Below are 25,542 nucleotides of genomic sequence, written 5' to 3' on the forward strand. Positions count from 1 at the left end.
TCAGCCTTGCTGTTCGACGAGCGCGCGCGCGTCGGCGACGTGGCCGCGATACGCTTCGAAGATGTTGCGCAGCGCGTCGTCGAACGTCGCCTGCGGCGCCCAGCCGAGCTCCTGCATCGTGTTGTCGATCTTCGGCACGCGGTTCTGCACGTCCTGGTAGCCGTTGCCGTAGTAGGCGCCCGACGTCGTTTCGACGAGCTTCACCTGCTTGGCCGAATCGGCGTACTCGGGGAATTCCGCAGCCAGTTCGAGCATCTTGTGCGCGAGCTCGCGAACCGAGAAGTTGTTCTTCGGATTCCCGATGTTGTAGATCTTGCCCGACGCGACGCCTCCCTTGTTCTCGATGATCTTCATCAGCGCGCTGATGCCGTCGCCGATATCGGTGAACGCGCGCTTCTGCGAGCCGCCGTCGACGAGGCTGATGTTCTCGCCGCGCACTATGTGGCCGAGGAACTGCGTGACCACGCGCGAGCTGCCTTCCTTCGGCGTGTAGATCGAGTCGAGGCCCGGGCCGATCCAGTTGAACGGACGGAACAGCGTGAAGTTCAGGCCTTCCATTCCGTAACCCCAGATCACGCGGTCCATCAGCTGCTTCGAGCACGCGTAGATCCAGCGCGGCTTGTTGATCGGGCCGTAGGTGAGCGCCGACGCGTCCGGGTCGAACTGCTCGTCCGAGCACATGCCGTAGACCTCGGAGGTCGACGGGAACACCAGGTGTTTGCCGTACTTGACGGCCGAGCGCACGATCGGCAGGTTCGCCTCGAAGTCGAGTTCGAACACGCGCAGCGGCTGCTGGACGTAGGTGGCCGGCGTGGCGATCGCGACGAGCGGCAGGATCACGTCGCACTTCTTCACGTGATACTCGACCCACTCCTTGTTGATCGTGATGTCGCCTTCGAAGAAATGCATCCGCTCGTGGTTGACGAGGTCGCCCAGCCGGTCGGTCTGCATGTCCATGCCGAACACTTCCCAATCGGTGGTTTCAAGAATGCGTTTCGACAGGTGATGGCCGATGAAGCCGTTCACACCCAGGATCAGGACTTTTTTTGCTTTCATGAATGACGGGAAGAATGAATGAACTGCGCGAATTCCGCGGGCGTCACGACGGTTTCGCTGCCGTCGCGCTGCTGCCGGAGTTCGAGAATGGATAGGGCCCGGCTGTCGCCGCAGACGCCGAATAGCGCATTATCGCTTACGTGCAGGCCGGGCGGCAAATCTGCCGCGGCCGCGGCGATCGCGCTGCCGGGCGCCGCGAGGCGCGCACGGGCGATCACGAAGCGCGTGCCGGCGACGTCGGTGAATGCACCTGGATACGGGGGCGCGACCGCGCGCACCAGGTTGTAGACCTGCGCGGCCGGCTTCGACCAGTCGACGCGGCCGTCCTCCGGCTTGCGCCCGCCGTAGTAGCTGCCGGTCGCGAGATCGTTCGGCAAGTGCGGCGCCTCGCCCGCGAGCAGCGCGGGCAACACACGCCAGAGCGTCTGCTCGGCGGCCACCGTGACCTTGTCGAATACCTGCGCGGCCGTGTCGTCCGGCAGGATCGGCACCGCGGTCTGGGCGATGATCGCGCCCGCGTCGGGTTTGGCAGCCATCTCGTGCAGCGTCGCGCCGGTTTCCGTTTCGCCGTTCAGCACGGCCCAGTTGGTCGGTACCCGACCCCGGTATTTCGGCAGCAGCGAGCCGTGCATGTTGTACGCGCCGCGCGGCGCGATCGCGAGCAGGTCCACCGGCAGCATGTGGCGGTAGTAGAACGAGAAGATGAAATCGGGCCGCGCGTCGGACACCGCGCGGCGCAGCGCCGGATCGGCGGGATCGGCCGGCGTGAGCACCGGAATGCCGTGCTCGGCCGCGACGGCCGCAACGCTGCCGAACCAGATGTTCTCGTTCGGATTGTCCTCGTGCGTGACGACCAGCGCGACGTCGACGCCGCGCGCGAGCAGCACCTGCAGGCACCGCACGCCGACGTTGTGATACGCGAAGACGACCGCGCGCGGCTTCATTGCCCGGCTCCCGGACGGTTCGCGGCGGCCGGCACCGGCGGCACGCCGTCGTGCTGCTCGAGCACGGCCTGGATCAGGTAGCGGGGACGCGCGCGCACCTGCTGGTAGATGCGGCCGACGTATTCGCCGAGCAGGCCGAGCGCGAAGATGATCACACCCAGCAGGAAGAACGTGATCGCGAACAGCGTGAACACGCCTTGCACTTCCGCGCCGACGATGAATCGGCGCACGAGCAGCAGCACGAACAGCGCGGCGGAGCCGAGCGACAGGATCACGCCGATGAACGACAGCCACTGCAGCGGCACGACCGAGAAGCCCGTCACGAGGTCGAAGTTCAGCCGGATCAGGCTGTACAGCGAATATTTCGATTCGCCCGCGAAGCGTTCCTCGTGCGCGACTTCGATTTCGGTCGGCTTCTGCGCGAACGTGTACGCGAGCGCGGGTATGAACGTGTTGACTTCGCCGCACACGTTGATCGTGTCGATGATGCGGCGGCTGTACGCGCGCAGCATGCAGCCCTGGTCGGTCATCTTGATGCGCGTGATGCGCTCGCGCAGCCGGTTCATCATCTGCGACGCCTTGCGTCGCCACAGGCTGTCCTGGCGCTGCTTGCGGATCGAGCCGACGTAGTCGTAGCCCTCGCGCATCTTCGCGATCAGCTTGCCGATTTCCTCGGGGGGGTTCTGCAGGTCGGCGTCGAGCGTGATGACGATCTCGCCGCGCGACTGGGCGAAGCCCGCGAGGATCGCCATGTGCTGGCCGTAGTTGCCGTTGAGCAGCACGATGCGCGTCGTGTCGGGGCGTACGTGGAACTGATCGGCGAGCATCGCGGCCGAGCGGTCGCGGCTGCCGTCGTTGATCAGGATCACTTCGTACGACGTGTCGAGGGCGTCGAGCGCCGGATACAGCCGCGCGAACAGCGCGGCGAGGCCGTCTTCCTCGTTGTACACGGGAATGATGACCGACACTTCGGGCCGGCCGGCGTCCAGATGCGCGGCGCCCGGATGCCCGGCGCGTGCTTCAAGGTGACTCATGTACGCTTATTTTCCGTATTGTTCGCAAATCTGATTGACGGCGTCGACCACGCGACGCACGTCGCCTTCCGTCATCTGCGTGAACAGCGGCAGCGTGACGGTCGACGCACCGTACCGTTCGGCGTGGGGGAACATGCCCTCCTTGAAGCCGCGCGCACGGTACAGCGTGAAAAGATGGATCGCCGGATAGTGGATTCCGGTGCCGATGCCGCGTTCCTTCATCTGCGCCATGAATTCGGCGCGCGTGATCGTCAGCCGCTCGAGCGGCAGCGTGACCAGGAACATGTGCCAGTTGCCGTTCTCGAATTCGGCGACCGGCAGGCCGAGGCCGAGCTTCACGGCCGCGCCGCCGTCGAACGCGGCGAAATACGCACGGGCGAGCGCACGGCGCTGCGCGGTGAAGCGCTCGAGGTGCGGCAACTGGCCGAGGCCGACGCGCGCGGCGACGTCGGTCAGGTTGTACTTGCCGCCGAGCACGTCGCAGTCCATCCCGTCGAAGCCGGTGCGCGTGATGCCCTGCAGCCGGTACTTCTGCGCGAGCGCCGCTTCGTCGTCGTTGTTCAGCACGAGCGCGCCGCCTTCGATCGTCGTCAGGTTCTTGTTCGCGTGGAAGCTGAACGACACGATGTCGCCGATCGCGCCGATGCGCTTGCCGTTCCACGTCGAGCCGAATGCCTGCGCGGCATCCTCGATCACGCGCAGGTCGTGCGCGCGGGCGATCGCGTACAGGCGGTCCATGTCGACCGGCAGGCCGGACAGGAACACGGGGATGATCGCCTTGGTGCGCGGCGTGATCGCCTGCTCGAGCTTGTCGAGGTCGATGTTGCGCGTGACGGGGTCGATGTCCGCGAACACGGGCGTCGCGCCCGTCTCGATGATCACGTTGCTGGTCGAGACCCACGACGCCGGCGTCGTGATCACCTCGTCGCCGGGGCCGACGCCGGCGATGCGCAGGCCGATCTCGAGCGTGCAGGTGCCCGAATTGAAGGCGCGGACCGGACGGCCGCCGCAGTACTCGGACAGCGCGGCCTCGAATTTCTGGCACTGCGGGCCGGTGGTGATCCAGCCCGAGCGCAACACGTCGACGACGCCCTGGATGGTTTCCTCATCGATTTCGGGGCGGGTGAACGGCAGAAACGGAGCGGTAGTCTGGCTCATGAACGCGTTTGGCCTGTAATGGCGTGTAATAAAAGGGTCGGGCGATCCGCCCGAAACCGGCATTAAACACCGGTTGGCGGATTCGTACCGTGATTTTTTGTAGGCGGACGCTTAACGCCGCGGGCCGCGCTCAACTGCGCGCCAGCACGAGCACACCGATCAGGATGATGCCGATGCCGACGAGCTTCTGGACCGACAGCACCTCGCCGAACAGGTACCACGCCGCGAACGCATTGACCACGTAGCCGAGCGACAGCATCGGATACGCGATCGACACGTCGACCCGCGACAGCCCGACGATCCACACCACGACGCTCAGCACGTAGCAGCCGAGCCCACCGATGATCGGCAGCTGGGTCGCGATCTTCAGGCCGACCGGGAGGATGTTCGCACGGCTGAATTCGAAGTGTCCAACGGCGTTGACGCCGGCTTTCAGCAGAAGTTGCGCACAGGCGTTGAGCATCACGCCGGTGACGATGCAGACGAACGAAACGGGGTTCATGCGGGGGACGTCCTTACGATTGCGGTTTCTCGACGATCACGCGGCGGTTGTCGCGCGCGATCACGCGCATCGGCACGCCTTCCTTGACCAGCGCGTCGTACTGGCCGGGCGGCATGATCGCGAGCGCATGGGTGTCCTGCTTCCAGCGCGTGATCCATTCGCCGACGGTCGGGACCCACTTGTTCGGCTCGACCGAGATCCCGAACGCGAGCTCGTCCTGGCGCTGGACCATGATCGTCGTGTGGCCCATGTAGAACGGGAACGTGTGATCGAGCATTTCGATCGAGTAGAACGGCGTGTCGGGCGGCAGCTTCGCCAGTTCGGCGCGCACGGCCGGTGCCAGCAGCGCGCCCGAGCTGTAGCGGCCGAACTCGTCGTGCCCGGTGCCGCCGATCGTGCCGAACGCGAGCCACGCGGCGCCGAACGCCGCGAGCGCGGCGGCCACGCCCGCGCGGCGGTTCAGCCAGGCGGCCGCGAGCGTCAGCGCGGCCGAGACCGCGAGGCCGGCGTACAGCCACATCTGGAACGCCCGGTACAGCGCGTTCGGCGTGCGGGCGTCGCCCTGGTACGCGAGGAAGATGATCCCGAACGCCGCGGCGACGAAGAACACGAGGTAGCCGAGCAGGTGGCGGCGGAAGCGGTCGGCCGTCATCAGCGGCAGGTAAGCGCCGATGATCAGCGCGAGCGCCGGCGCGACCGGCAGCACGTACGAGATCAGCTTCGAGTGCGACGCGCTGAAGAACAGGAAGATGAACGCGCTCCAGATCAGCAGCACGAGCATCGGCGAGAAGCCGTTGGGCTGGCGCGGCATGCGCAGCGCATGGCGGATGCTTTGCCACGCGACCGACAGCCACGGCAGGAAGCCGACCAGCAGCACGGGCACGAAGTAGTACAGCGGGCCCGGGCGGTTCTGTTCCGGGGTCAGGTACCGGCGGAACTGCTGGACGACGAAGAAGAAGTTGAAGAACTCGGGGTTGCGCTGCTGGACCAGCACGAACCACGGCGTGACGATCGCAAAGAAGATCACGAGGCCGCTGACGAGATACAGGCGCTTCCACAGCGCCCAGTCGCGCGCGATCAGCGTATACAGCACGAGCACGGCGCCGGGCAGGATCAGCCCGACGAGGCCCTTGGACAGCACCGCGAACGCCATCGCGGCCCAGCACGCCCACATCCAGCCGCGTACCGCCGCCGGGCGCAGCCCGGGCCGCTGCGCGAGCAGCAGCGAGCAGAGCGACAGCGCCATCCAGAACGCGAGCCCCATGTCGAGCGCGTTGAAGTGGCCCATCAGATTCCAGTACGGCGCGCTGGCCAGCACGACGGCCGCGAGGAAACCTGACAGCGGGTTGAACAGGCGCGCGCCGGTGTAGCCGACGAGCAGCACGCCGGCGAAGCTCGCGACGGCCGTGTAGAGGCGCGCCTGCCATTCGCCGATACCGAACCACGCGAACGTCAGCGCGTTCAGCCAGGTCTGCAGCGGCGGCTTCTCGAAGTATTTGTAGCCGTTGTAGCGCGGCGTGATCCAGTCGCCGGTGACGAACATCTCGCGCGCCATTTCCGCATAGCGGCCTTCGTCGCTGGGGATCAGGTGGCGCAGCCCGAGCGGCGCGAACCAGACGATCGCGAGCGCGACGAGCAGGAGGACGAGCGTGATGCGATTGAGCGGTAGCCTCGACGGCGTATCGTTCATGGGTTTTCAGCCTGTTGGTTGTTGTGACGGGGCCGCCGGCGGGCAGCGCCGGGGGCGGGCGGCCTGGCCGGGCCGATCGGGGGATCGACCCGCTGCGCCGGCCCGAGTTTTACCGCATCGGGGATTAACGTTCAATTAAGAGCGCGGCGGCGACTTTGCGGCCCTCGGCCATCAGGATGTTGTAGGTGCGGCAGGCGGCCTGGAAATCCATCGTCTCGACGCCGATCCGTTTCGCGGTGAGCGCCGCGACGAGGCGCGGGTGCGGGAAGCGCAGCCGCGCGCCGCTGCCGAAGATCACGAGTTCGGGCGTCGGGTCGAGCAGCATCGCGAAATGCTCGGGAGCGAGCGCCTCGAACGACGACACGGGCCAGGCCTGGACCGGCGCGCCGGGCAGCACGATGACGCTCGTTTCATGGCGTTCGAGATTGACGTCGACATAATCGGGGCCGTAGCCGGTGACGGTGTTGAGCGCGCCGCTCGTGTCCTGGTGCAGTTTCAAATCGGTATTCCGCGGTTCCGTAGGGGAATGGATCGGCCGGGCCGCAGGGGCCCCGCTGGCCGGTTTCGCGCGCCGGGGCACGCGCGGACGCCCGACGGCGCGGGCCCGGCGCGGCTATGGTGCATTGCGAAAGTCGGCCAAAATCCGCTAAATTATAACTTTTTGGTCGCCCCCGGGCGCCACTTGCGTCGTGCGTCGCCACAAGCCGCGTCCGACCGCCGCTTTTTCCCAGCCTAGACAGCGCGCACAGACCGGCCGCTTTCCAGTTTTGATCCCGTCCCCCCGGCCGCAAGGCCAACCCAGGAACCGTGTCGTCGTGAAACCGATTCAGAAGTCGAACAAGCTGCTCAACGTCTGCTACGACATCCGTGGCCCGGTGCTCGAGCACGCGAAGCGCCTCGAGGAAGAAGGCCACCGCATCATCAAGCTGAACATCGGCAACCTCGCGCCGTTCGGTTTCGACGCGCCGGACGAGATCATCCAGGACATGATCCGCAACCTGCCGGCGTCGTCCGGCTATTCGGATTCGAAGGGCGTGTTCTCAGCGCGCAAGGCGGTGATGCACTACACGCAGGAAAAGGGCGTCGTCGGCGTCGGCCTCGACGACATCTACATCGGCAACGGCGCGTCCGAGCTGATCGTGATGGCGACCCAGGCGCTCCTGAACGACGGCGACGAAGTGCTGCTGCCCGCGCCCGACTACCCGCTGTGGACGGCGGCCGTGAGCCTGTCGGGCGGCACGCCCGTGCACTACGTGTGCGACGAGCAGAACGCGTGGATGCCCGATCCCGACGACATCCGCAGCAAGATCACGCCGAACACGAAGGCGATCGTCGTGATCAACCCGAACAATCCGACCGGCGCGCTTTATTCCGACGAATTGCTGCTCGAACTGCTCGAGATCGCGCGCCAGCACGGGCTGATCGTGTTCGCCGACGAGGTCTACGACAAGATCGTCTACGACGGCCTCGAGCATACGGCGCTGGGTTCGCTGTCGGAGGATGTGATCACCGTCACGTTCAACAGCCTGTCGAAGAGCTATCGCTCGTGCGGCTACCGCGCGGGCTGGATGGCCGTGTCGGGCCTCGGCGGCGACAACCGCCGGCGCGCGAAGGACTACCTCGAAGGGCTCGGCATCCTGTCGTCGATGCGCCTGTGCGCGAACGTGCCCGGCCAGTTCGCGATCCAGACGGCGCTCGGCGGCTACCAGAGCATCAACGAGCTGATCGTGCCGAGCGGGCGCCTGTACAAGCAGCGCGAACTCGCGTATGACATGCTGACGTCGATCCCGGGCGTGACCTGCGTGAAGCCGCAGGCCGCGCTGTATATGTTCCCGCGCCTCGACCCGAAGCTTTACCCGATCCAGAACGACCAGCAGTTCATTCTCGACCTGTTGCTCGAGGAGCGCGTGCTGCTCGTACAGGGCACGGGTTTCAACTGGGCGACGCCGGACCACTTCCGCGTGGTCTTCCTGCCGAACCTCGACGACCTGGCCGATTCGATCAACCGGATCGCACGCTTCCTCGACGGCTACCGCAAGCGCCATTCGGTCTGAGCGGGCAGGGCCATACGCAACTCACTACTTCTTACTCATCGATCACACGCAGCATGGAACCGATCAAAGTTGGCCTGTTGGGCTTCGGCACCGTCGGCAGCGGCACCTTCACGGTGTTGCACCGCAACCAGGAAGAAATCAAACGACGCGCGGGGCGCGGCATCGAGGTCGCGCGTATTGCCGTGCGCAACCCGGCCAAGGCGCAGGCGGCGCTCGGCGGTGACGCCGGCACCGCGCAGATCACCGACGATTTCAACGCGGTCGTCGACGATCCGTCGATCGCGATCGTCGCCGAGATGATCGGCGGCACGGGCATCGCGCGCGAGCTCGTGCTGCGCGCGATCGCGAACGGCAAGCACGTCGTGACGGCGAACAAGGCGCTGCTCGCGGTGCACGGCACCGAGATCTTCGAAGCCGCGCGCGAGAAGGGCGTGATGGTCGCGTTCGAGGCGGCCGTCGCCGGCGGCATCCCGATCATCAAGGCGCTGCGCGAAGGCCTGACCGCGAACCGCATCCAGTACATCGCCGGCATCATCAACGGCACGACGAACTACATCCTGTCGGAAATGCGCGACCGCGGGCTCGACTTCGCGACCGCGCTGAAGGCCGCGCAGGAGCTCGGCTACGCGGAAGCCGATCCGACCTTCGACATCGAAGGCGTCGACGCCGCGCACAAGGCGACGATCATGAGCGCGATCGCGTTCGGCGTGCCGGTGCAGTTCGACCGCGCGTACGTCGAGGGCATCAGCAAGCTCGACGCGACCGACATCCGCTACGCGGAAGAGCTCGGCTACCGGATCAAGCTGCTCGGCATCGCGCGCCGCGCCGCCAACGGCATCGAGCTGCGCGTGCACCCGACGCTGATCCCGGAAAAGCGCCTGCTCGCGAACGTCGAGGGCGCGATGAACGCGGTCGTCGTGCACGGCGATGCAGTCGGCACGACGCTGTACTACGGCAAGGGCGCGGGCGCGGAGCCGACCGCGTCGGCGGTCGTCGCGGATCTCGTCGACGTCACGCGCCTGCACACGGCGGACCCCGAGCATCGCGTGCCGCACCTCGCATTCCAGCCGGACAGCCTGTCGAACACGCCGATTTTGCCGATCGAGGAAGTGACGAGCGGCTATTACCTGCGCCTGCGCGTGGCCGACCAGACCGGCGTGCTCGCCGCGATCACGCGCATCCTCGCCGAATCGGGCATCTCGATCGACGCGCTGCTGCAGAAGGAGTCGGAGCAGATCGACGGCGCCAACGGCGAGACCGACATCATCCTGATCACGCACGAGACGGTCGAGAAGAACGTCAATGCGGCGATCGCGCAGATCGAGAGCCTGGCGACGGTGGTCTCGAAGGTAACGAAGCTGCGCATGGAAGCGCTGAACTGATCCGAGGACGACATGAACTACATCTCCACGCGCGGCGCCGGCATCGGCGAGCGCCATACGTTCTCCGACATCCTGCTCGGCGGTCTCGCGAAGGACGGCGGGCTCTACCTGCCGGCCGAGTATCCGAAGGTGTCCGCCGACGAGCTTGCGCGCTGGCGCACGCTGTCGTACGCGGATCTCGCGTTCGAGATCCTGTCGAAGTTCTGCGACGACGTGCCGGCCGACGACCTGCGCGCGATCACGCGCCGCACTTACACGGCTGCCGTGTACAGCAACACGCGCCACGGCGAGAACGCGTCCGACATCACGCCGCTGAAGACGCTCGGCACCGAACACGGCGCGGCGCTGTCGCTGCTCGAACTGTCGAACGGCCCGACGCTCGCGTTCAAGGACATGGCGATGCAGCTGCTCGGCAACCTGTTCGAGTACACGCTCGCGAAGCACGGCGAAGCGCTGAACATCCTCGGCGCGACGTCGGGCGACACCGGCAGCGCGGCCGAATACGCGATGCGCGGCAAGGCCGGCGTGCGCGTGTTCATGCTGTCGCCGCACAAGAAGATGAGCGCGTTCCAGACGGCGCAGATGTTCAGCCTGCAGGACCCGAACATCTTCAACCTCGCGGTCGAAGGCGTGTTCGACGACTGCCAGGACATCGTGAAGGCCGTGTCGAACGATCACGCGTTCAAGGCGCAGCAGAAGATCGGCACCGTCAACTCGATCAACTGGGCGCGCGTCGTCGCGCAGGTCGTGTACTACTTCAAGGGCTACTTCGCGGCGACGCAGTCGAACGACGAGCGCGTGTCGTTCACGGTGCCGTCGGGCAACTTCGGCAACGTCTGCGCGGGCCACATCGCGCGGATGATGGGGCTGCCGATCGCGAAGCTGGTGGTCGCGACCAACGAGAACGACGTGCTCGACGAATTCTTCCGCACCGGCGCGTATCGCGTGCGCAGCGCCGAGCACACCTATCACACGAGCAGCCCGAGCATGGACATCTCGAAGGCATCGAACTTCGAGCGCTTCGTGTTCGACCTGCTCGGCCGCGATCCGGCGCGCGTGATGCAACTGTTCCGCGACGTCGAGGAGAAGGGCGGCTTCGATCTCGCGGCAAGCGGCGATTTTGCACGCGTCGCCGAATTCGGCTTCGTGTCGGGCCGCAGCAGCCATGCCGACCGCATCGCGACCATCCGCGACGTGTTCTCGCGCTACGACACGATGATCGATACGCATACGGCCGACGGCGTGAAGGTCGCGCGCGAGCATCTGGAGGCCGGTGTGCCGATGGTCGTGCTCGAGACGGCGCAGCCGATCAAGTTCGGCGAGACGATCCGAGAAGCGCTCGATCGCGAAGCCGAGCGGCCGGCCGCCTTCGACGGGCTCGAGGCGCTGCCGCAGCGCTTCGAGGTCGTGAAGGCCGACGCGCAGCAGGTGAAGGACTTCATCGCCGCCCATACGGGCGCATGACGCACGGCCGGGCCCGCGGGCCCGGCGGCGCAGGACGGCCGGAACGCCGATTCGTTGAACGGATCGGGGTTCCGGCCGTTTCGTTTGGCACGCGGGTTGGGCACGCGGACATCGTCCGTCGCGCGAAACAAGTGCCAGACCCGCGCGTTAGCGCTGATCACAGTCTTCGCATGCCCGCCATATCGCGCGTTCGCATGACGGCGTCGCTACAATGACGTATTGATTCCAACGATCCCCGATTCCATCGATGTCGAACCCGAATCCCGCGGCGCCGCGCGCGCCGATGCTGTCGACCGCCGAGGCGCTCGCCGCGCTGCTCGATGCCGCGAAGCCGCTGCCAGGCGCCGAAACCGTCGCCACGCTCGATGCGCTCGGCCGCGTGCTGGCGGCCGACGTGAGCTCGCCGCTCGACGTGCCGCCGATGCATACCAGCGCGATGGACGGCTATGCGGTGCGCGTCGCCGATTTGCTGCACGGCGATCGGCGCTTGCCGGTGTCGCAGCGCATTCCGGCCGGCCAGCCGGCGCAACCGCTTGCGGCCGGCACGGCCGCGCGGATCTTCACCGGCGCGACGGTGCCGCCCGGCGCCGACGCCGTCGTGATGCAGGAGCAGGCAGCGGCCGACGGCGACGCAGTCGAGATCCTGCACACGCCGAAGGCCGGTGAATGGATCACCGCGCAGGGCGCGGACATCCGCCAGGGTGCGGTGATCTTGCCGGCCGGCACGCGGCTCACGCCGCATGCGCTGGGTCTTGCCGCATCGGTCGGCTGCGCGGAGTTGTCGGTCGCGCGGCGGATTCGCGTGGCGGTGTTCTTCACCGGCGACGAACTGACGATGCCGGGCGAGCCGCTGAAGCCCGGCGCGATCTACAACTCGAACCGCTTCACGCTGCGCGGGCTGCTGGAGCGGCTCGGCTGTCACGTGACCGACTACGGGATCGTGCCCGACTCGCTCGCCGCGACGCGCGACACGCTGCGCGAGGCTGCCCGCGATCACGACGTGATCCTGACGAGCGGCGGCGTGTCGGTCGGCGACGAGGATCACGTGAAGCCGGCCGTCGAGGCCGAAGGGCGGCTCGCGCTGTGGCAGATCGCGATGAAGCCCGGCAAGCCGCTCGCGTACGGCGCGGTGCGCCGCGGCGACGAGCGCGCCGACGCGCACTTCATCGGGCTGCCCGGCAACCCCGTCTCGAGCTTCGTCACGTTCCTGCTGTTCGTGCGGCCGTTCCTGCTGCGCCTGTCCGGCGTGCGCGACGTCGCGCCGCGCGCGTTGTCGCTGCGTGCCGATTTTTCGCAGAGCAAGGGCGACCGGCGCAACGAATTCCTGCGTGCGCGCGTCAACGCGGCCGGCGGTCTCGACCTGTTCCCGAACCAGAGCTCGGCCGTGCTGACGTCGACGGTCTGGGGCGACGGCCTGATCGACAATCCGCCGCAGCACGCGATCAGCGCAGGTGAGACCGTGCGTTTCATTCCGTTTTCCGAATTACTGTCGTAACGCGACGGCTTCCCGAACCATGAAGATTCAACTGAAATTTTTTGCAAGCGTGCGCGAGGCGCTGGGCGTGGCCGATGAAGAAGCCAACGTGCCGGACAGCGTGACGACCGTCGGCGACGTGCGCGCATGGCTGCGCGTGCGCGGTGGCGCATGGGCCGACACGCTGGCCGAAGGGCGCGCGTTGCGCATGGCGTGCAACCACGAGATGACCGATCCCGACACGCGGCTCACCGAGGGCTGCGAAGTCGCGTTCTTCCCGCCGGTGACGGGCGGCTGAGGGCGGGCGATGGCAACGATACGAGTCCAGGCCGACGATTTCGACCTGAATGCCGAAGTGGCGGCATTGCGTGCGCGCAACCCGAAGATCGGTGCGCTTGCGTGCTTCGTCGGCACGGTGCGCGACCTGAACGAAGGCGATGCAGTCGCCGCGATGGAGCTCGAGCACTATCCCGGCATGACCGAGAAGGCGCTCGAGCGGATCGCGGCGGAGGCCGGCCGGCGCTGGCCGGGCATCGACGTCGCGATCGTGCACCGCGTCGGCAGGCTGCTGCCGCTCGACCAGATCGTGATGGTCGCGACGGTCGCGTCGCACCGCGGCGATGCGTTCGCGTCGTGCGAATTCGTGATGGACTATCTGAAGACCGAAGCGCCGTTCTGGAAGAAGGAAACGACGCCGGACGGCGAGCGCTGGGTCGATGCGCGCAGTACCGACGACGCTGCGCTCGCGCGCTGGGGCGTCGAGTCGGGCAATACGTCGCGCTGAGCGCGGCGCGCGAGCGGTGCGGCGATGTGCCGCATGCGCACCGGTGTCGCGCACGACGGGCGTTACGCGTCCGGGTCGACGCCGCGCCCGATGATCTTCGTCGGAAACGGCTCGCCGCGGGCGCGCGACGGCAACGCGTGCGGATCGTCGCCCGCGTCGCGGCGGCGCGGCGCGATCGCGTCGAGCAGCGCCTGCTGCTCGGGCGGAATCCGGTAATCCCAGCCGAACCGGCTCAACTGCAGGCTCTGCGCGATCCGCAGCGCGGGCTCCATGAAGCGGATCGCCGCAGGCGGCGCGTAGCGCGCTTCGACCGTTTTCAGGAACAGCGACAGCCAGCGGCTGAAATGGGCCGGTTCGACGCCGTCGAGCGGCTGGTGCGCCTGTTGCACGTTGCCGCGATAGCCCTTGGTGCCGAGCACGAGGCTTGACCAGAACGTCACCATCTTCGGCAAATGGTCGTCCCAGCGGCCGGCGAGCTTCGCGTCGAACACGGGCCCGAGCAGCGGATCGGCGCGAACGCGGTCGTAGAACGCGTAGACAAGATCGCGGATGTTGTCTACGGTCGGCTCGGCGTCGCGGGGGCGGGCCGGTGCGGGTTCGGGCGAGGCGGGCAGGGCAGTCATGACAAAAAGGGCCGGTAGATCGGGGCAGCGGCGGGGCGGCGGCGCGGGTGACGAGCAGGACGCCGGCCGGATTTTGACGCAAAATAGCGTCCAATAACCCCTGGAAAACGTGTAGATGTCACGCATCTTATTGCGCGCACGCGATCCCGGCAACCCGGGGCCGCGCAACGGCGCCATCGATCGGCCCGGTTCATCTAATCGGGGCACGATCGATATTTTCCGTATTCGCTCATGAGACTCACCGACTACACCGACTATTCGCTGCGCGTGATGCTGTACCTGGCGGTGCGCGGCGAAGGGCTCGCGACGATCCAGGAGATCTCGGACGCCTACGGCATCTCGAAGAACCATCTGATGAAAGTCGTCCAGCAGCTCGGCGAGCTCGGCTGGGTCGACACCGTGCGCGGGCGCAACGGTGGGCTGCGGCTATTCGCCGATTCACTGCGATTGACGGTCGGCCAGGTCGTGCGGGCGACCGAGAACGACTTCGCGCTGGTCGGCTGCTTTTCGTCCGACGGCAGCGACTCGCGCGGCTGCGTGATCGAGCCGCAGTGCCGGCTGAAGGGCGTACTGGCGGTCGCGCTCGATGCGTTCTTCGCGGAACTCGATCGTCACACGCTCGGCGAACTGGCCGAGCCCGGCTCGCCGCTCGCGGCGCTGCTCGGCATTCGTCCGGTCGCGCTCGTGCGTGCCGCATCGGCACCGGGCGAAGCGTCGGCGGCCGCCGAGCCGTCGTCCGACGCCCACTGACACGCGGGCGCCGCGTGCCCACCCCCTTGCGTCGCCGGGCCGCTTGCCGGCGATCCGGCAATTTTTGCGCTGAATCAACCCGAATTTCGCTTGAAAGCCGCATAACCATCCTCATCTTGGTGTTAATCGAAAATTGGAGGTCTCGACTAAATGAGAATCGACAAGCTCACCACCAAGTTCCAGGAAGCTCTCGCGGATGCACAAAGCCTTGCGGCAGGCCGCGACAATCAATACATCGAACCCGTTCACGTGCTCGCGGCGCTGGTCGCGCAGCAGGACGGCTCGGCCCGCTCGCTGATGTCGCGCGCGGGCGTTCACGTGCAGGCGCTGCAAGGCGCGCTGAACGAAGCCATTTCGCGCCTGCCGCAAGTAACGGGCACGGGCGGCGACATCCAGATCGGCCGTGAGTTGGCCGGGCTGCTGAACCAGGCCGACAAGGAAGCGCAGAAGCTCAACGACACGTTCATCGCGAGCGAGATGTTCCTGCTCGCCGTGTCCGACGACAAGGGCGAAGCGGGCAAGCTCGCGCGCCAGCACGGCCTCACGCGCAAGTCGCTCGAATCCGCGATCGCCGCGGTGCGCGGCGGCTCGCAGGTGCACAGCCAGGATGCGGAAAGCCAGCGCGAGGCGCTGAAGAAATACACGGTCGACCTGACCGAGCGCGCCCGCGCGGGCAAGCTCGATCCGGTGATCGGCCGCGACGACGAAATCCGCCGCTCGATCCAGATCCTGCAGCGCCGCACCAAGAACAACCCGGTGCTGATCGGCGAGCCGGGCGTCGGCAAGACGGCAATCGTCGAAGGGCTCGCGCAGCGGATCGTCAACGGCGAAGTGCCCGAGACGCTGAAGGGCAAGCGTGTGCTGTCGCTCGACATGGCCGCGCTGCTCGCCGGCGCGAAGTACCGCGGCGAGTTCGAGGAGCGCCTGAAGGCGGTGCTCAACGACATCGCGAAGGACGAAGGCCGGACGATCGTCTTCATCGACGAAATCCACACGATGGTCGGCGCGGGCAAGGCCGAAGGCGCGATGGATGCGGGCAACATGCTGAAGCCGGCGCTGTCGCGCGGCGAGCTGCACTGCATCGGCGCGACCACGCTCGACGAATACCGCAAGTACATCGAGAAGGACGCCGCGCTCGAACGCCGCTTCCAGAAGGTGCTCGTCGACGAGCCGAGCGTCGAGGCGACGATCGCGATCCTGCGCGGGCTGCAGGAGAAGTACGAACTGCACCACGGTGTCGACATCACCGACCCGGCGATCGTCGCCGCGGCCGAGCTGTCGCATCGCTACATCACCGACCGCTTCCTGCCCGACAAGGCGATCGACCTGATCGACGAAGCCGCTTCGAAGATCAAGATGGAAATCGATTCGAAGCCCGAAGAGATGGACAAGCTCGACCGTCGTCTGATCCAGCTGAAGATCGAGCGCGAAGCCGTGAAGAAGGAGCAGGACGAAGCGTCGCAGAAGCGCCTGCAGCTGATCGAGGAAGAAATCGATCGCCTCGGCCGCGAATATTCGGACCTGGAAGAGATCTGGACCGCCGAGAAGGCCGCGGTGCAGGGCAGCGCGCAGCTCAAGGAAGATATCGAGAAGGTGCGGGCCGACATCGCGCGCCTGCAGCGTGAAGGCAAGCTCGAGAAGGTCGCCGAGCTGCAGTACGGCAAGCTGCCGCAACTCGAGGCGCAACTGAAGCAGGTCACGCAGGCCGAAGAGCAGGAGCAGCACAACCCGACGCGCCCGCGCCTGCTGCGCACGCAGGTCGGCGCCGAGGAAATCGCGGAAGTCGTGTCGCGTTCGACGGGCATTCCCGTGTCGCGGATGATGCAGGGCGAACGCGAGAAGCTGCTGCACATCGAGGAAAAGCTGCACGAGCGCGTGGTCGGCCAGGACGAGGCGATCAGCGCGGTGGCCGACGCGATCCGTCGTTCGCGCGCGGGTCTCGCCGATCCGAACCGTCCGTACGGCTCGTTCCTGTTCCTCGGCCCGACGGGGGTCGGCAAGACCGAGCTGTGCAAGGCGCTGGCGTCGTTCCTGTTCGATTCGGAAGAGCATCTGATCCGCATCGACATGAGCGAGTTCATGGAGAAGCACAGTGTCGCGCGGTTGATCGGCGCGCCGCCGGGCTACGTCGGCTACGAGGAAGGCGGCTACCTGACGGAAGCCGTGCGCCGCAAGCCGTACAGCGTGATCCTGCTCGACGAGATCGAGAAGGCGCATCCGGACGTGTTCAACGTGCTGCTGCAGGTGCTCGACGACGGCCGCATGACCGACGGGCAAGGGCGCACGGTCGACTTCAAGAACACGGTCATCGTGATGACGTCGAACCTCGGCTCGCAGGTGATTCAGGCGATGACGGGCGCGCCGCAGGACGAGATCAAGGACGCGGTGTGGCTCGAGGTGAAGCAGCATTTCCGCCCCGAGTTCCTGAACCGGATCGATGACGTCGTGGTGTTCCATGCGCTCGACCGCAGCAACATCGAGTCGATCGCGAAGATCCAGCTGGCGCGCCTGCACGACCGGCTCGCGAAGCTCGACATGGCGCTCGACGTGTCGCCTGCCGCGCTCGAACAGATCGCGAAGGTCGGCTACGATCCGGTGTTCGGTGCGCGGCCGCTGAAGCGCGCGATCCAGCAGGAGATCGAGAATCCGGTCGCGAAGCTGATCCTCGCGGGCCGCTTCGGTCCGAAGGACGTGATCCCGGTCGACGTCAACGACGGCCAGTTCGTGTTCGACCGCGTCGTGCACTGATCGCCTGCCATCGGCAGCATGCCCGGTTCGCGCCGGGCGCAAAAACGAACACCCCGCCTCGGCGGGGTGTTTGCATATGGAGCGGCCGAAACCGCCATGCGGGCTGCTGGCCGCTGCGCGGCGGGCTTACGCCTGCTTGTTGCCGCCGAACATGCCGGCGAGCTGCGTGAGCGTGCCGAGCACGTTCGCCGTGTCCACCTGGCCGCTGGCCGGCACTTCGCCGTTCGGCGTCGCGCCGTTGACGACGTGCGGCAGCACCTGCGCGAGGATCGACGACGCCTGCGACGGATCGATGCCGACCTTGCTCGCGAGCGAGCCGACGACGTCCGAGCCGAGCACGTTCTGCAGCGTGTCCGGCGAGATCGGCTGGTTTTCGCCGGTGCCGACCCACGAACCGATGATCTCGCCGGCGCCGCCGGCCTTGAACTTCTCGATCAGCCCGTTCAGGCCGCCCGGCTGGTTGTTGATGAATTCGAGCGCGGTCGTGATCAGCGCGCTTTGCGAGTTGCCGCCGGCCTGGCCGCCGATCAGACCGCCAACGATGTCGAGGAGACCCATGGTTCTTCACCTTCACTGAAAAGGGCGTCGTGACGACGGCGCCCGTTGAACGAATGCCGCGCGCACGCCGTCGCGCGCGCGGCGCACATCAGGCGCCCGACGCCGCGGCGGCGGAGGCTGCCTTGTCCTTCTTGCTCTTCTTCTTCGAACCCTTCGTCGCCTTCGTGGACGACGCGGCCGCCGGTGCGCTCGCACCCGCGTCGGCGGATGCCGCTGCCGCCGCTGCCGCCTTTTCCTTCTTCGATGCGCGCTTGGTCTTGGCCGGTTTGGCGGCCGCGTCCGGTGCGCTTGCCGCCGGCGCGGGCGCGGCGGTCGTCGTGCCCGCCGTCGCGGTCGTGGACGTCGAGGCGGTGCCTGCCGACGTCGTGGTCGACGTGGTCGCCGACGTCGTCGCGGCCGGCTTCGACAGCTTCACGCCCTTCGGCGGCGTCGACGCGCCGCCGATCGTCAGGCCGTTTTCCTCGAGATGCCCGACCGACTTGGTGCCGAGGCCCTTCACGCGGTTCGCGAGATCGTCGGCGTCCTTGAACGGGCCGTTCTTGGTGCGTTCGTCGATGATCGCCTTCGACTTCACGGGCCCGAGCCCCTTCACGGATTCGAGCGCGGCCTGGTCGGCCGTGTTGACTTCGACGGCCGCGGCAAGGCCTGCGGCAAGCGACAGCGATAGCGCGACGAACAGCATCAGCAGCTTTTTCAGCATGGCAAAGGCTCCCTGGTTCTGACGGATGAATGGTCGTTGCAACGGACGGCGACGTGCGAGTTGGCCGGGCGTCGCCGTTAAGCATAGGACAAATGCGTGCCCTTTTTGAGACAGGCTGACCGAATCTTGCTGAAGGCTTGCGGTGCTGTAAAGGCCGAACCCGATGCCGGGCGCCGATTTTGACGATTCTTTACGGTGTCGCCGGGGGATCGGGAGGGGGTTGCGGAAAAACGCCGCACTGGCCGTCAGACAATGCTTGACTTAGAGTGAACTCTAACTCCTAACCTTGTTCCTGCCATGTCGAAAACCGTATCCCAACCCTCCGCCGCCGGTCCGCTGACGATCGGGCAAGTCGCTGAACTGACGGGCGTGTCGACGCACACGTTGCGGTATTACGAGCAGGCCGGGCTGCTGCGCGCGATCTCGCGCACGGCGGCAGGGCACCGGCTCTATGCGCCGGCCGACCTTGACTGGCTGGCCTTCGTGATGCGCCTGAAGGCGACCGGCATGCCGATCGCGCAGATGCAGGCGTTCGCGGTGCTGCGCGAGCAGGGCGAGTCGACGTTCGGCGCGCGGCGCGACTTGCTGGTCGCGCATCGCGACGCGGTGCGTGCGCATATCGCGGAGCTGCAGGCGAGCCTCGACGCGATCGGCGACAAGATCGCGTACTACGAGGTGCGGGAACGGGAAACGGAACGACGGACGAATCCTTCTCACTCTTTATCGGCACAGGACGGACACGATGGAACGAATCGTTGAGGATCGCTACACGCGCGGCTGGAACAAACTCAAGGAAATCGACGGCGAAGCGGGCGAACGCGTAATCGCGGCGCTTGCGCCGATCGCGCCGGACTTCGGGCGGCTGCTGGTCGAATTCAGCTTCGGCGACATCTACAGCCGGCCGCAACTCGACCTGAAGGCGCGCGAAATCGCGACGATCGCCGCGCTGGCCGCGCTCGGCAACGCGCAGCCGCAACTGAAGGTGCATATCGAGGCCGCGCTGAACGTCGGCTGCACGCGCGACGAGATCGTCGAGGTGTTCATGCAGATGGCAGTGTATGCGGGGATGCCGGCCGCGCTGAACGCGCTGTTCGCCGCGCACGAGGTGTTCACGCGACGCGACGAGGTGGCCGGCGTGAAGGACGACGCGAACGAAGCGGCCGGGCAGCCCGCATGACGAAGCATGCGCCCGCGCGTCACACGCGGTGCGGCGCGACGATCCGGTACTTCGCGATGCGCCGGTACAGCGTCGCGCGCGACATGCCGAGCGCCTTGGCAGCCGCGTCGGGCCGCCAGCGATGCGCGGTGAGCGCGGCGACGATGCGACCGCGTTCGTCGTCGGGCAGCGCGCCCGCCGGCGCGCCGCCGAGTTGCGCGGCGAGGTCGGCCGGCAGGTCGCGCCGCGTCACGCGCGCGGCGTCGCACACCGCGCACGCATAGCGCAGCACGTTGCGCAGTTGCCGCACGTTGCCCGGCCATGGGTACGCGGCGAGCTGTTCGGCGAGCGTCGCGTCGAGCGTGAGCACGTGGCCGGTCGCCTGCGCTTCCTCGGCGAACACGACGGCGATCACGTCGCGCACGTCCGCGCGTTCGCGCAGCGGCGGCAGGTCGAACGTCGCGCCGCTCAGCCGGTAGTACAGGTCTTCGCGGAACGTGCCGTCGGCCACCATTCGCCCGAGATCGCGGTGCGTCGCGCAGATCACGTCGAGATCGACGCGCACGGGCGTATCGCTGCCGAGCGGCACGACCTCGCCGTCGGCCAGCACGCGCAACAGGCGCGTCTGCAGCGCGAGCGGCATGTCGCCGATTTCATCGAGAAACAGCGTGCCGCCGTCGGCGAGCGCGATCTTGCCGCGCGCGCCGTGCTTGCGTGCGCCGGTGAACGCGCCGGCCGCATAACCGAACAGTTCGCTCTCGATCAGCGCTTCCGGCAGCGCGCCGCAGTTGACGGCGACGAACGGCCGCGCGCGCCGCGCGCCGGCGTCGTGGATCGCGCGGGCGAACACTTCCTTGCCCGCGCCGGTTTCGCCGAGCACGAGGATCGGCAGCCGCTTGCTCGCGACGCGCAGCGCGAGTTCGGCCTGTTGCGCGATGCGCGCATCGCTGCTGTGCAGGAATGGCGTCAGCGCGCCGACGTGGCGCGGCGCGGCGGTGCCCGGGCGGCGCGACGCCGCGCCGGGGTCGCGGCCGGCGCGCCGTAGCGGCGCGCGCAGCCGCGCGTAGAGCGGTGCGCCGGTCGCGCGCACTCGCAGCGCGACGATGGCATCGAGCCGCGCCGCATCGCGCAGCGGCATCTCGGTCGCATCGAAGATCTCGTCGATATGGCGCGGCTCGCGCAGCGCCGGCAGCGCATCGCGCGCGTGCCGGTTCGCGGCGACGATGTTGCCGCATTCGTCGAACGCGATCAGCCACTCCGGTTGCGCCTCGACGTAGTGACGGTTCGGATGCCCGAACAATATCCAGTGCTGCGCGGTGCTGTGCACGAAGTAGCCGTCCTCGATCAGCGCCGCGCTCTGCCGCACGAGCTGGTAGACGAGGCGCTGGCTGTCGCGGCCGTCGGGCGAATGCACGGCCGACGCGTCGAGCACGCCGATCAACTCGCCGCCCGGCGAGAAGATCGGCGCCGCGCTGCAGGTGAGCGTCGTGAACGCGGCGCGAAAGTGATCGGTCTTGTGCACCGTGATCGGCGCGAGATCGGTCAGCACGCTCGCGACGCCGCAGGTTCCTTCCTCGCTTTCCGACCAGCACGAGCCGATGTGCAGCCCCGCGTGACGGAAGTCGTTGCGGCGTTCGCGGTCGATCCGGTAGTCGATCGTCACGCCATGCGCATCGGTCAGCATCACGCAGTAATCGGCGACGCGAATCATGTCGTGCAGCCGCGTCAGGCACTGGCCCGACGCGCGCAGGAAGGCTTCCTCCTTGTCGCGCACCTCGCGCAGCTCGGCCGCGGTCAGCACGCGCGGGCCGATCGACGAAGCGGGGTCGAGACGGTAGCGCTCCAGCGACCGTTGCCACGACGACACGAGACGCGCGGAATCCGCCGGCGCGGGCAGGCGTCCGGCGAGCGCGCCGAGGACACGATCGGCGTGCTGGGCCTGGGGGACGGCGTAGGGCATGGTCGGCTCCGGTTCCGTACGGCGGGGATGTCGCTGTTCTTGTAGCACATCCGGTCCCGCGGATCACATTGCATCGCAGCACGCGGCGCGCGTGAGACGGTCGTCTCACTGGTGTCGCGCCGTGTCTCGCGCGGTTGAGACGGCCGCAGGCGTGGCGTGCGGCGATCGGCCGGCGCGGCGCTGCCTGCGCGGCGCCGCGCGAACGCGGGTTGGCGGGCGGAACGCGAGGCATGCGCGGGTGCCGCGACGACCACGTCGCCGTATCGACGACGTGAGACGTTCCGGCGAATTCGATGCGCGCTGCGTCGTCACGGCCAAGCATCCCGGATTCGCGTGTGCCCGCCGCGCCAATGCTGACGCGGGTTTCGCGGCCATCGCACGCGCGATGGCACGCCGCTTGCGGAGATGACGGGCAAGCCGGTGCGATCGCGTCGGCGACGACGATCCGCCGCCCGTCGATGGCAGCGGACGAAACAGGCAGGGCCGATGCGTGCGCCAATGCGCCGGCCCCGCCCACTGGATGGAGACAAATCTGTGACGACGCCCGTTACCGTCGGCGTGATCGCGAACCCCGCTTCGGGGCGCGACATCCGCCGCCTCACGACGCATGCATCCGTGTTCCCGACCGCGGAGAAGGCGAACATGATCGTGCGCCTGCTGGCCGGCCTTGGCGCGATGGGCGTCGAGCGCGTGCTGACGCTGCGCGACCGCACGGGTATCGCGACGCTGCTGCTGCGCGCGATCGACACGCATCGCGCGGTCGCGCCGCACGAGCGCTGGCCCCAGGTCGAATTCGTCGACTTGCCGATCACCGATTCCGTCGCCGACACGCGGGCCGGCGCGGCCTATCTGCACCGGATGGAAGTGGCGCTGATCGTCGTGCTCGGCGGCGACGGCACCCATCGCGCGGTGGCCGCGCATTGCGGCGCGACGCCGCTCGTCGCGCTGTCCACCGGTACCAACAACGCTTTTCCCGAACATCGCGAGGCGACCGTCGCCGGCGTCGCCGCAGGGCTTGCCGCGACCGGCGCCGTGCCGGCCGAGGTCGCGTTCGTGCGCAACAAGCGGCTCGTCGTGCGCTGCGTCGCGGGCGCGCAGCCGGGGCGCGAGGAGATCGCGCTCGTCGACGTGTGCGCCGCGCGGCAGCGCTTCATCGGCGCACGCGCGATCTCCGGCTCCGACGACATCGATTCGCTCTACCTGACGTTCGCGGAACCGGACGGCATCGGCCTGTCCGCGCTCGGCGGCGCGTGGGCGCCGCTCGAACGCAGCGCGCCGCACGGGCTCGCGATGCGTTTCGCGCAGGCCGGCAACGCGGCCGGCACGCCGCTCGTCGCGCCGATCGCGCCGGGGCGCGTCGACCGTGTCGTGATGCGCAGTTGCGAGCGGCTCGAACCGGGCACGTGGCACGCGATTCCGTTCGAGCGCGGCACGCTCGCGTTCGACGGCGAGCGCGAGATCGAGGTCGCGCGCGGCGATCGCTACGAGATCGCGCTCGACTGGCACGGGCCGCTGACGGTCGATGTGGGCCGCACGCTGCGCTACGCATCGTCGCGGCAACTGCTGCGCGACGCCGGTGCGTGGCATGACTAACGATCGACGTTTCGTTTCACGCACCGGCATTTCGACATCCATCACGATCATCACGGAGACATCGCCATGACAGCCCCTCTCGAAGGACAGGTCGCCATCGTCACGGGCGGCGCGCGCGGCATCGGCCGCGGCATCGCGCTGACGCTCGCCGGCGCCGGCGCCGACATCCTGCTGGCCGACCTGCTCGACGACGCGCTCGACGCCACCGCGCGCGAGGTACGCGCACTCGGCCGGCGGGCCGCGATCGCGAAGGTCGACGTCACGCAGGCCGCGCAGGTCGACGCGATGGTCGCGCAGGCGCTCGCCGACCTCGGCGGGCTCGACATCCTCGTGAACTGCGCGGGCGTGATCAGCATTCATCCGGTTGCCGAACTCACCGAGCGCGACTGGGATTTCGTGATGGACGTGAACGCGAAGGGCACGTTCCTCGGCTGCCGGGCGGCGCTCGCGCATCTGAAGGCGCAGGGGCGCGGCCGGATCATCAACGTCGCGTCGATCGCGGGCAAGGAAGGCTTTCCGAATCTCGCGCATTACAGCGCATCGAAATTCGCGGTCGTCGGCTTCACCAACGCGCTGGCGAAGGAGCTCGCGCGCGACGGCGTGACCGTCAACGCGATCTGCCCCGGCATCGTCCGTACCTACATGTGGGACCGGCTGTCAGACGAATGGAAGACCGACGGCGAATCGGTCGAGCAGTCGTGGCAGCGGCACCAGTTGACGCTGATTCCGCAGGGCCGCGCGCAGACGCCGGAAGACATGGGCCGGCTCGCGCTGTTCTTCGCGACGATGGACAACGTGACGGGCCAGGCCGTGAACGTCGACGGCGGCTTCACGTTCCACTGACGGCCGCAGGCCGTGCAATCCGCCGCCACGGCGTGGCCGAGGCGGCATTCGCAGTCAGACCTACCAGGAGACACACATGACCGCTTCGACACAACTCGGCAGGGACAAGCTGCTGGACGCCTATCGGCTGATGCGCACGATCCGCGAATTCGAGGAACGCCTGCACGTCGAATTCGCAACCGGCGAGATACCCGGCTTCGTTCACCTGTACGCGGGCGAGGAGGCGTCCGCCGTCGGCACGATCCTGCACCTCGGCCTCGACGACTACGTGGCCACCACGCACCGCGGCCACGGCCATTGCATCGCGAAGGGCGTCGACGTGCACGGGATGATGGCCGAGATCTACGGCAAGAAGACGGGTGTCTGCCGCGGCAAGGGCGGCTCGATGCACATCGCCGACCTGTCGATGGGGATGCTCGGCGCCAACGGCATCGTCGGCGCGGGCGGCCCGCTCGTGTGCGGCGCGGCGCTCGCGGCCAAGCACAAGAAGACGGGCGGCGTCGGCGTGTGCTTCTTCGGCGATGGTGCGTCGAACCAGGGCGTGATCTTCGAATCGATGAACCTCGCGTCGGTGTGGCGGCTGCCCGCGATCTTCGTCGCCGAAAACAACGGCTATGCGGAAGCGACGTCGTCGAGCTGGTCGGTCGCGACCGACAACATCGCCGATCGCGCGAACGGGTTCGGGATGCCGGGCGTGATCGTCGACGGCTTCGACTTCTTCGCGGTGCACGAGGCGCTCGGCGAGGCCGTTGAACGGGCGCGCAACGGCGGCGGCCCGACGCTCGTCGAAGTGAAGTTCACGCGCTACTTCGGCCACTTCGAGGGCGATGCGCAAACCTACCGCGCGCCGGGCGAAGTGCAGAAACTGCGCGACGAGAAGGACTGCCTGAAGCATTTCGAAACCCGCGTCGTGCGCGCCGAAGCGTTGACGACCGACGACCTGCGCGCGGTCGATGCTCAGGTGAAGGCGCTGATCGACGATGCGGTCGCGCAGGCGAAGGCGGCGCCGCTGCCGGATGCCGCCGACCTGCTGGCCGACGTCTACGTGTCGTATCCGTGAGCGCGGGCT

General features: G+C 67.6%; 24 protein-coding genes. 13 read left to right on the forward strand and 11 right to left on the reverse strand.

The annotated features are described in order from the left end of the window. The 7 genes from HWX07_RS20090 to HWX07_RS20120 form a co-directional block, all read right to left on the reverse strand. Complete coding sequence (locus HWX07_RS20090; protein ID WP_006478632.1) at positions 1 to 1,056, reverse strand: bifunctional UDP-4-keto-pentose/UDP-xylose synthase; 1,056 nt, start codon at positions 1,054 to 1,056, stop codon at positions 1 to 3. Next, positions 1,053 to 2,000 (reverse strand): formyltransferase, encoded by a 948-nt coding sequence (locus HWX07_RS20095; protein WP_175808326.1) that lies wholly within the window; start codon positions 1,998 to 2,000, stop codon positions 1,053 to 1,055. Before HWX07_RS20095 ends, HWX07_RS20090 begins: the two co-directional genes overlap by 4 nt. After that, positions 1,997 to 3,034 carry a glycosyltransferase gene (locus HWX07_RS20100; RefSeq protein ID WP_175808325.1) on the reverse strand — a complete coding sequence of 346 codons (1,038 nt, stop codon included), beginning with the start codon at positions 3,032 to 3,034 and terminating at the stop codon, positions 1,997 to 1,999. Before HWX07_RS20100 ends, HWX07_RS20095 begins: the two co-directional genes overlap by 4 nt. A gap of 6 nt (positions 3,035 to 3,040) precedes the next feature. Beyond that, positions 3,041 to 4,192 (reverse strand): DegT/DnrJ/EryC1/StrS aminotransferase family protein, encoded by a 1,152-nt coding sequence (locus HWX07_RS20105; protein WP_175808324.1) that lies wholly within the window; start codon positions 4,190 to 4,192, stop codon positions 3,041 to 3,043. 130 nt (positions 4,193 to 4,322) lie between these two features. Continuing rightward, positions 4,323 to 4,694, reverse strand: coding sequence for an EamA family transporter (locus HWX07_RS20110; protein WP_006478635.1), 372 nt, complete (start codon positions 4,692 to 4,694; stop codon positions 4,323 to 4,325). A 13-nt stretch (positions 4,695 to 4,707) separates the two neighbouring features. Then, positions 4,708 to 6,384: a glycosyltransferase family 39 protein gene (locus HWX07_RS20115; protein WP_124482323.1), complete on the reverse strand. Its 1,677-nt coding sequence runs from the start codon at positions 6,382 to 6,384 to the stop codon at positions 4,708 to 4,710. 124 nt (positions 6,385 to 6,508) lie between these two features. Beyond that, positions 6,509 to 6,883, reverse strand: coding sequence for an Mth938-like domain-containing protein (locus tag HWX07_RS20120; protein WP_053526290.1), 375 nt, complete (start codon positions 6,881 to 6,883; stop codon positions 6,509 to 6,511). A 316-nt stretch (positions 6,884 to 7,199) separates the two neighbouring features. Between HWX07_RS20120 and HWX07_RS20125 the strand changes: the two genes are divergently transcribed. The 6 genes from HWX07_RS20125 (at position 7,200) to HWX07_RS20150 (ending at position 13,542) form a co-directional block, all read left to right on the forward strand. Beyond that, positions 7,200 to 8,438: a pyridoxal phosphate-dependent aminotransferase gene (locus HWX07_RS20125; RefSeq protein ID WP_023476852.1), complete on the forward strand. Its 1,239-nt coding sequence runs from the start codon at positions 7,200 to 7,202 to the stop codon at positions 8,436 to 8,438. Between the two features lie 53 nt (positions 8,439 to 8,491). Further along, positions 8,492 to 9,820 (forward strand): homoserine dehydrogenase, encoded by a 1,329-nt coding sequence (locus tag HWX07_RS20130; protein WP_175808322.1) that lies wholly within the window; start codon positions 8,492 to 8,494, stop codon positions 9,818 to 9,820. A 12-nt stretch (positions 9,821 to 9,832) separates the two neighbouring features. Then, positions 9,833 to 11,284: a threonine synthase gene (gene thrC, locus HWX07_RS20135; RefSeq protein ID WP_124461810.1), complete on the forward strand. Its 1,452-nt coding sequence runs from the start codon at positions 9,833 to 9,835 to the stop codon at positions 11,282 to 11,284. 247 nt (positions 11,285 to 11,531) lie between these two features. Beyond that, positions 11,532 to 12,779 carry a gephyrin-like molybdotransferase Glp gene (glp, locus tag HWX07_RS20140; protein WP_175877432.1) on the forward strand — a complete coding sequence of 416 codons (1,248 nt, stop codon included), beginning with the start codon at positions 11,532 to 11,534 and terminating at the stop codon, positions 12,777 to 12,779. A gap of 19 nt (positions 12,780 to 12,798) precedes the next feature. Then, positions 12,799 to 13,056, forward strand: a complete 258-nt coding sequence (gene moaD, locus HWX07_RS20145) for a molybdopterin converting factor subunit 1 (RefSeq protein WP_006478642.1) — start codon at positions 12,799 to 12,801, stop codon at positions 13,054 to 13,056. A 9-nt stretch (positions 13,057 to 13,065) separates the two neighbouring features. Next, on the forward strand, positions 13,066 to 13,542 hold the full coding sequence (locus tag HWX07_RS20150) for a molybdenum cofactor biosynthesis protein MoaE (protein WP_175808319.1): 477 nt from the start codon (positions 13,066 to 13,068) through the stop codon (positions 13,540 to 13,542). A gap of 62 nt (positions 13,543 to 13,604) precedes the next feature. On the opposite strand, the gene HWX07_RS20155 is transcribed toward HWX07_RS20150, so the two are convergent. Further along, positions 13,605 to 14,165 carry a group III truncated hemoglobin gene (locus tag HWX07_RS20155; protein ID WP_175877433.1) on the reverse strand — a complete coding sequence of 187 codons (561 nt, stop codon included), beginning with the start codon at positions 14,163 to 14,165 and terminating at the stop codon, positions 13,605 to 13,607. Positions 14,166 to 14,396: 231 nt separating this feature from the next. Between HWX07_RS20155 and HWX07_RS20160 the strand changes: the two genes are divergently transcribed. Next, entirely contained in the window at positions 14,397 to 14,915 is a 519-nt protein-coding gene (locus HWX07_RS20160) for an Rrf2 family transcriptional regulator (RefSeq protein WP_175808317.1), read from the forward strand. A gap of 150 nt (positions 14,916 to 15,065) precedes the next feature. Then, positions 15,066 to 17,663 (forward strand): ATP-dependent chaperone ClpB, encoded by a 2,598-nt coding sequence (gene clpB, locus HWX07_RS20165; RefSeq protein WP_175808316.1) that lies wholly within the window; start codon positions 15,066 to 15,068, stop codon positions 17,661 to 17,663. A 126-nt stretch (positions 17,664 to 17,789) separates the two neighbouring features. Here the strand turns inward: clpB and HWX07_RS20170 are convergent, their stop codons facing one another. Continuing rightward, a complete protein-coding gene (locus HWX07_RS20170; protein WP_175808315.1) occupies positions 17,790 to 18,221 on the reverse strand; it encodes a YidB family protein in 432 nt (143 codons plus the stop codon). A gap of 88 nt (positions 18,222 to 18,309) precedes the next feature. After that, positions 18,310 to 18,921: a helix-hairpin-helix domain-containing protein gene (locus tag HWX07_RS20175; RefSeq protein ID WP_012328650.1), complete on the reverse strand. Its 612-nt coding sequence runs from the start codon at positions 18,919 to 18,921 to the stop codon at positions 18,310 to 18,312. Between the two features lie 297 nt (positions 18,922 to 19,218). Between HWX07_RS20175 and HWX07_RS20180 the strand changes: the two genes are divergently transcribed. Continuing rightward, positions 19,219 to 19,680 carry a MerR family transcriptional regulator gene (locus HWX07_RS20180; RefSeq protein WP_175877434.1) on the forward strand — a complete coding sequence of 154 codons (462 nt, stop codon included), beginning with the start codon at positions 19,219 to 19,221 and terminating at the stop codon, positions 19,678 to 19,680. Continuing rightward, positions 19,664 to 20,098 carry a carboxymuconolactone decarboxylase family protein gene (locus HWX07_RS20185; protein ID WP_175877435.1) on the forward strand — a complete coding sequence of 145 codons (435 nt, stop codon included), beginning with the start codon at positions 19,664 to 19,666 and terminating at the stop codon, positions 20,096 to 20,098. The genes HWX07_RS20180 and HWX07_RS20185 overlap by 17 nt, the downstream gene beginning before the upstream one ends. Before the next feature lie 19 nt (positions 20,099 to 20,117). On the opposite strand, the gene HWX07_RS20190 is transcribed toward HWX07_RS20185, so the two are convergent. Then, complete coding sequence (locus tag HWX07_RS20190) at positions 20,118 to 22,037, reverse strand: sigma-54-dependent Fis family transcriptional regulator (RefSeq protein WP_175877436.1); 1,920 nt, start codon at positions 22,035 to 22,037, stop codon at positions 20,118 to 20,120. A gap of 534 nt (positions 22,038 to 22,571) precedes the next feature. Between HWX07_RS20190 and HWX07_RS20195 the strand changes: the two genes are divergently transcribed. The 3 genes from HWX07_RS20195 to HWX07_RS20205 all read left to right on the forward strand — a co-directional run bounded on the left by HWX07_RS20195 (position 22,572) and on the right by HWX07_RS20205 (position 25,533). Then, a complete protein-coding gene (locus HWX07_RS20195) occupies positions 22,572 to 23,630 on the forward strand; it encodes an NAD(+)/NADH kinase (protein ID WP_175877437.1) in 1,059 nt (352 codons plus the stop codon). Between the two features lie 66 nt (positions 23,631 to 23,696). Beyond that, positions 23,697 to 24,473 (forward strand): SDR family NAD(P)-dependent oxidoreductase, encoded by a 777-nt coding sequence (locus HWX07_RS20200; protein ID WP_012328645.1) that lies wholly within the window; start codon positions 23,697 to 23,699, stop codon positions 24,471 to 24,473. A gap of 76 nt (positions 24,474 to 24,549) precedes the next feature. Beyond that, the gene (locus HWX07_RS20205) at positions 24,550 to 25,533 is read left to right on the forward strand and encodes a thiamine pyrophosphate-dependent dehydrogenase E1 component subunit alpha (protein ID WP_006478652.1); all 984 of its coding nucleotides are present in this window, start codon (positions 24,550 to 24,552) and stop codon (positions 25,531 to 25,533) included. Positions 25,534 to 25,542: the final 9 nt, after the last annotated feature.

It is taken from the genome of Burkholderia sp. BCC0097 (genome assembly GCF_902832985.1).
Classification (GTDB): domain Bacteria; phylum Pseudomonadota; class Gammaproteobacteria; order Burkholderiales; family Burkholderiaceae; genus Burkholderia; species Burkholderia orbicola.

Excerpts from the sequence above, each read along its gene's own strand:
- HWX07_RS20090 (WP_006478632.1), bottom strand. The coding sequence starts at position 1,056 with ATGAAAGCAAAAAAAGTCCTGATCCTGGGTGTGAACGGCTTCATCGGC.
- HWX07_RS20095 (WP_175808326.1), bottom strand. The coding sequence starts at position 2,000 with ATGAAGCCGCGCGCGGTCGTCTTCGCGTATCACAACGTCGGCGTGCGG.
- HWX07_RS20100 (WP_175808325.1), bottom strand. The coding sequence starts at position 3,034 with ATGAGTCACCTTGAAGCACGCGCCGGGCATCCGGGCGCCGCGCATCTG.
- HWX07_RS20105 (WP_175808324.1), bottom strand. The coding sequence starts at position 4,192 with ATGAGCCAGACTACCGCTCCGTTTCTGCCGTTCACCCGCCCCGAAATC.
- HWX07_RS20110 (WP_006478635.1), bottom strand. The coding sequence starts at position 4,694 with ATGAACCCCGTTTCGTTCGTCTGCATCGTCACCGGCGTGATGCTCAAC.
- HWX07_RS20115 (WP_124482323.1), bottom strand. The coding sequence starts at position 6,384 with ATGAACGATACGCCGTCGAGGCTACCGCTCAATCGCATCACGCTCGTC.
- HWX07_RS20130 (WP_175808322.1), top strand. The coding sequence starts at position 8,492 with ATGGAACCGATCAAAGTTGGCCTGTTGGGCTTCGGCACCGTCGGCAGC.
- thrC (WP_124461810.1), top strand. The coding sequence starts at position 9,833 with ATGAACTACATCTCCACGCGCGGCGCCGGCATCGGCGAGCGCCATACG.
- glp (WP_175877432.1), top strand. The coding sequence starts at position 11,532 with ATGTCGAACCCGAATCCCGCGGCGCCGCGCGCGCCGATGCTGTCGACC.
- moaD (WP_006478642.1), top strand. The coding sequence starts at position 12,799 with ATGAAGATTCAACTGAAATTTTTTGCAAGCGTGCGCGAGGCGCTGGGC.
- HWX07_RS20150 (WP_175808319.1), top strand. The coding sequence starts at position 13,066 with ATGGCAACGATACGAGTCCAGGCCGACGATTTCGACCTGAATGCCGAA.
- HWX07_RS20155 (WP_175877433.1), bottom strand. The coding sequence starts at position 14,165 with ATGACTGCCCTGCCCGCCTCGCCCGAACCCGCACCGGCCCGCCCCCGC.
- HWX07_RS20160 (WP_175808317.1), top strand. The coding sequence starts at position 14,397 with ATGAGACTCACCGACTACACCGACTATTCGCTGCGCGTGATGCTGTAC.
- clpB (WP_175808316.1), top strand. The coding sequence starts at position 15,066 with ATGAGAATCGACAAGCTCACCACCAAGTTCCAGGAAGCTCTCGCGGAT.
- HWX07_RS20170 (WP_175808315.1), bottom strand. The coding sequence starts at position 18,221 with ATGGGTCTCCTCGACATCGTTGGCGGTCTGATCGGCGGCCAGGCCGGC.
- HWX07_RS20175 (WP_012328650.1), bottom strand. The coding sequence starts at position 18,921 with ATGCTGAAAAAGCTGCTGATGCTGTTCGTCGCGCTATCGCTGTCGCTT.
- HWX07_RS20180 (WP_175877434.1), top strand. The coding sequence starts at position 19,219 with ATGTCGAAAACCGTATCCCAACCCTCCGCCGCCGGTCCGCTGACGATC.
- HWX07_RS20185 (WP_175877435.1), top strand. The coding sequence starts at position 19,664 with ATGGAACGAATCGTTGAGGATCGCTACACGCGCGGCTGGAACAAACTC.
- HWX07_RS20190 (WP_175877436.1), bottom strand. The coding sequence starts at position 22,037 with ATGCCCTACGCCGTCCCCCAGGCCCAGCACGCCGATCGTGTCCTCGGC.
- HWX07_RS20200 (WP_012328645.1), top strand. The coding sequence starts at position 23,697 with ATGACAGCCCCTCTCGAAGGACAGGTCGCCATCGTCACGGGCGGCGCG.
- HWX07_RS20205 (WP_006478652.1), top strand. The coding sequence starts at position 24,550 with ATGACCGCTTCGACACAACTCGGCAGGGACAAGCTGCTGGACGCCTAT.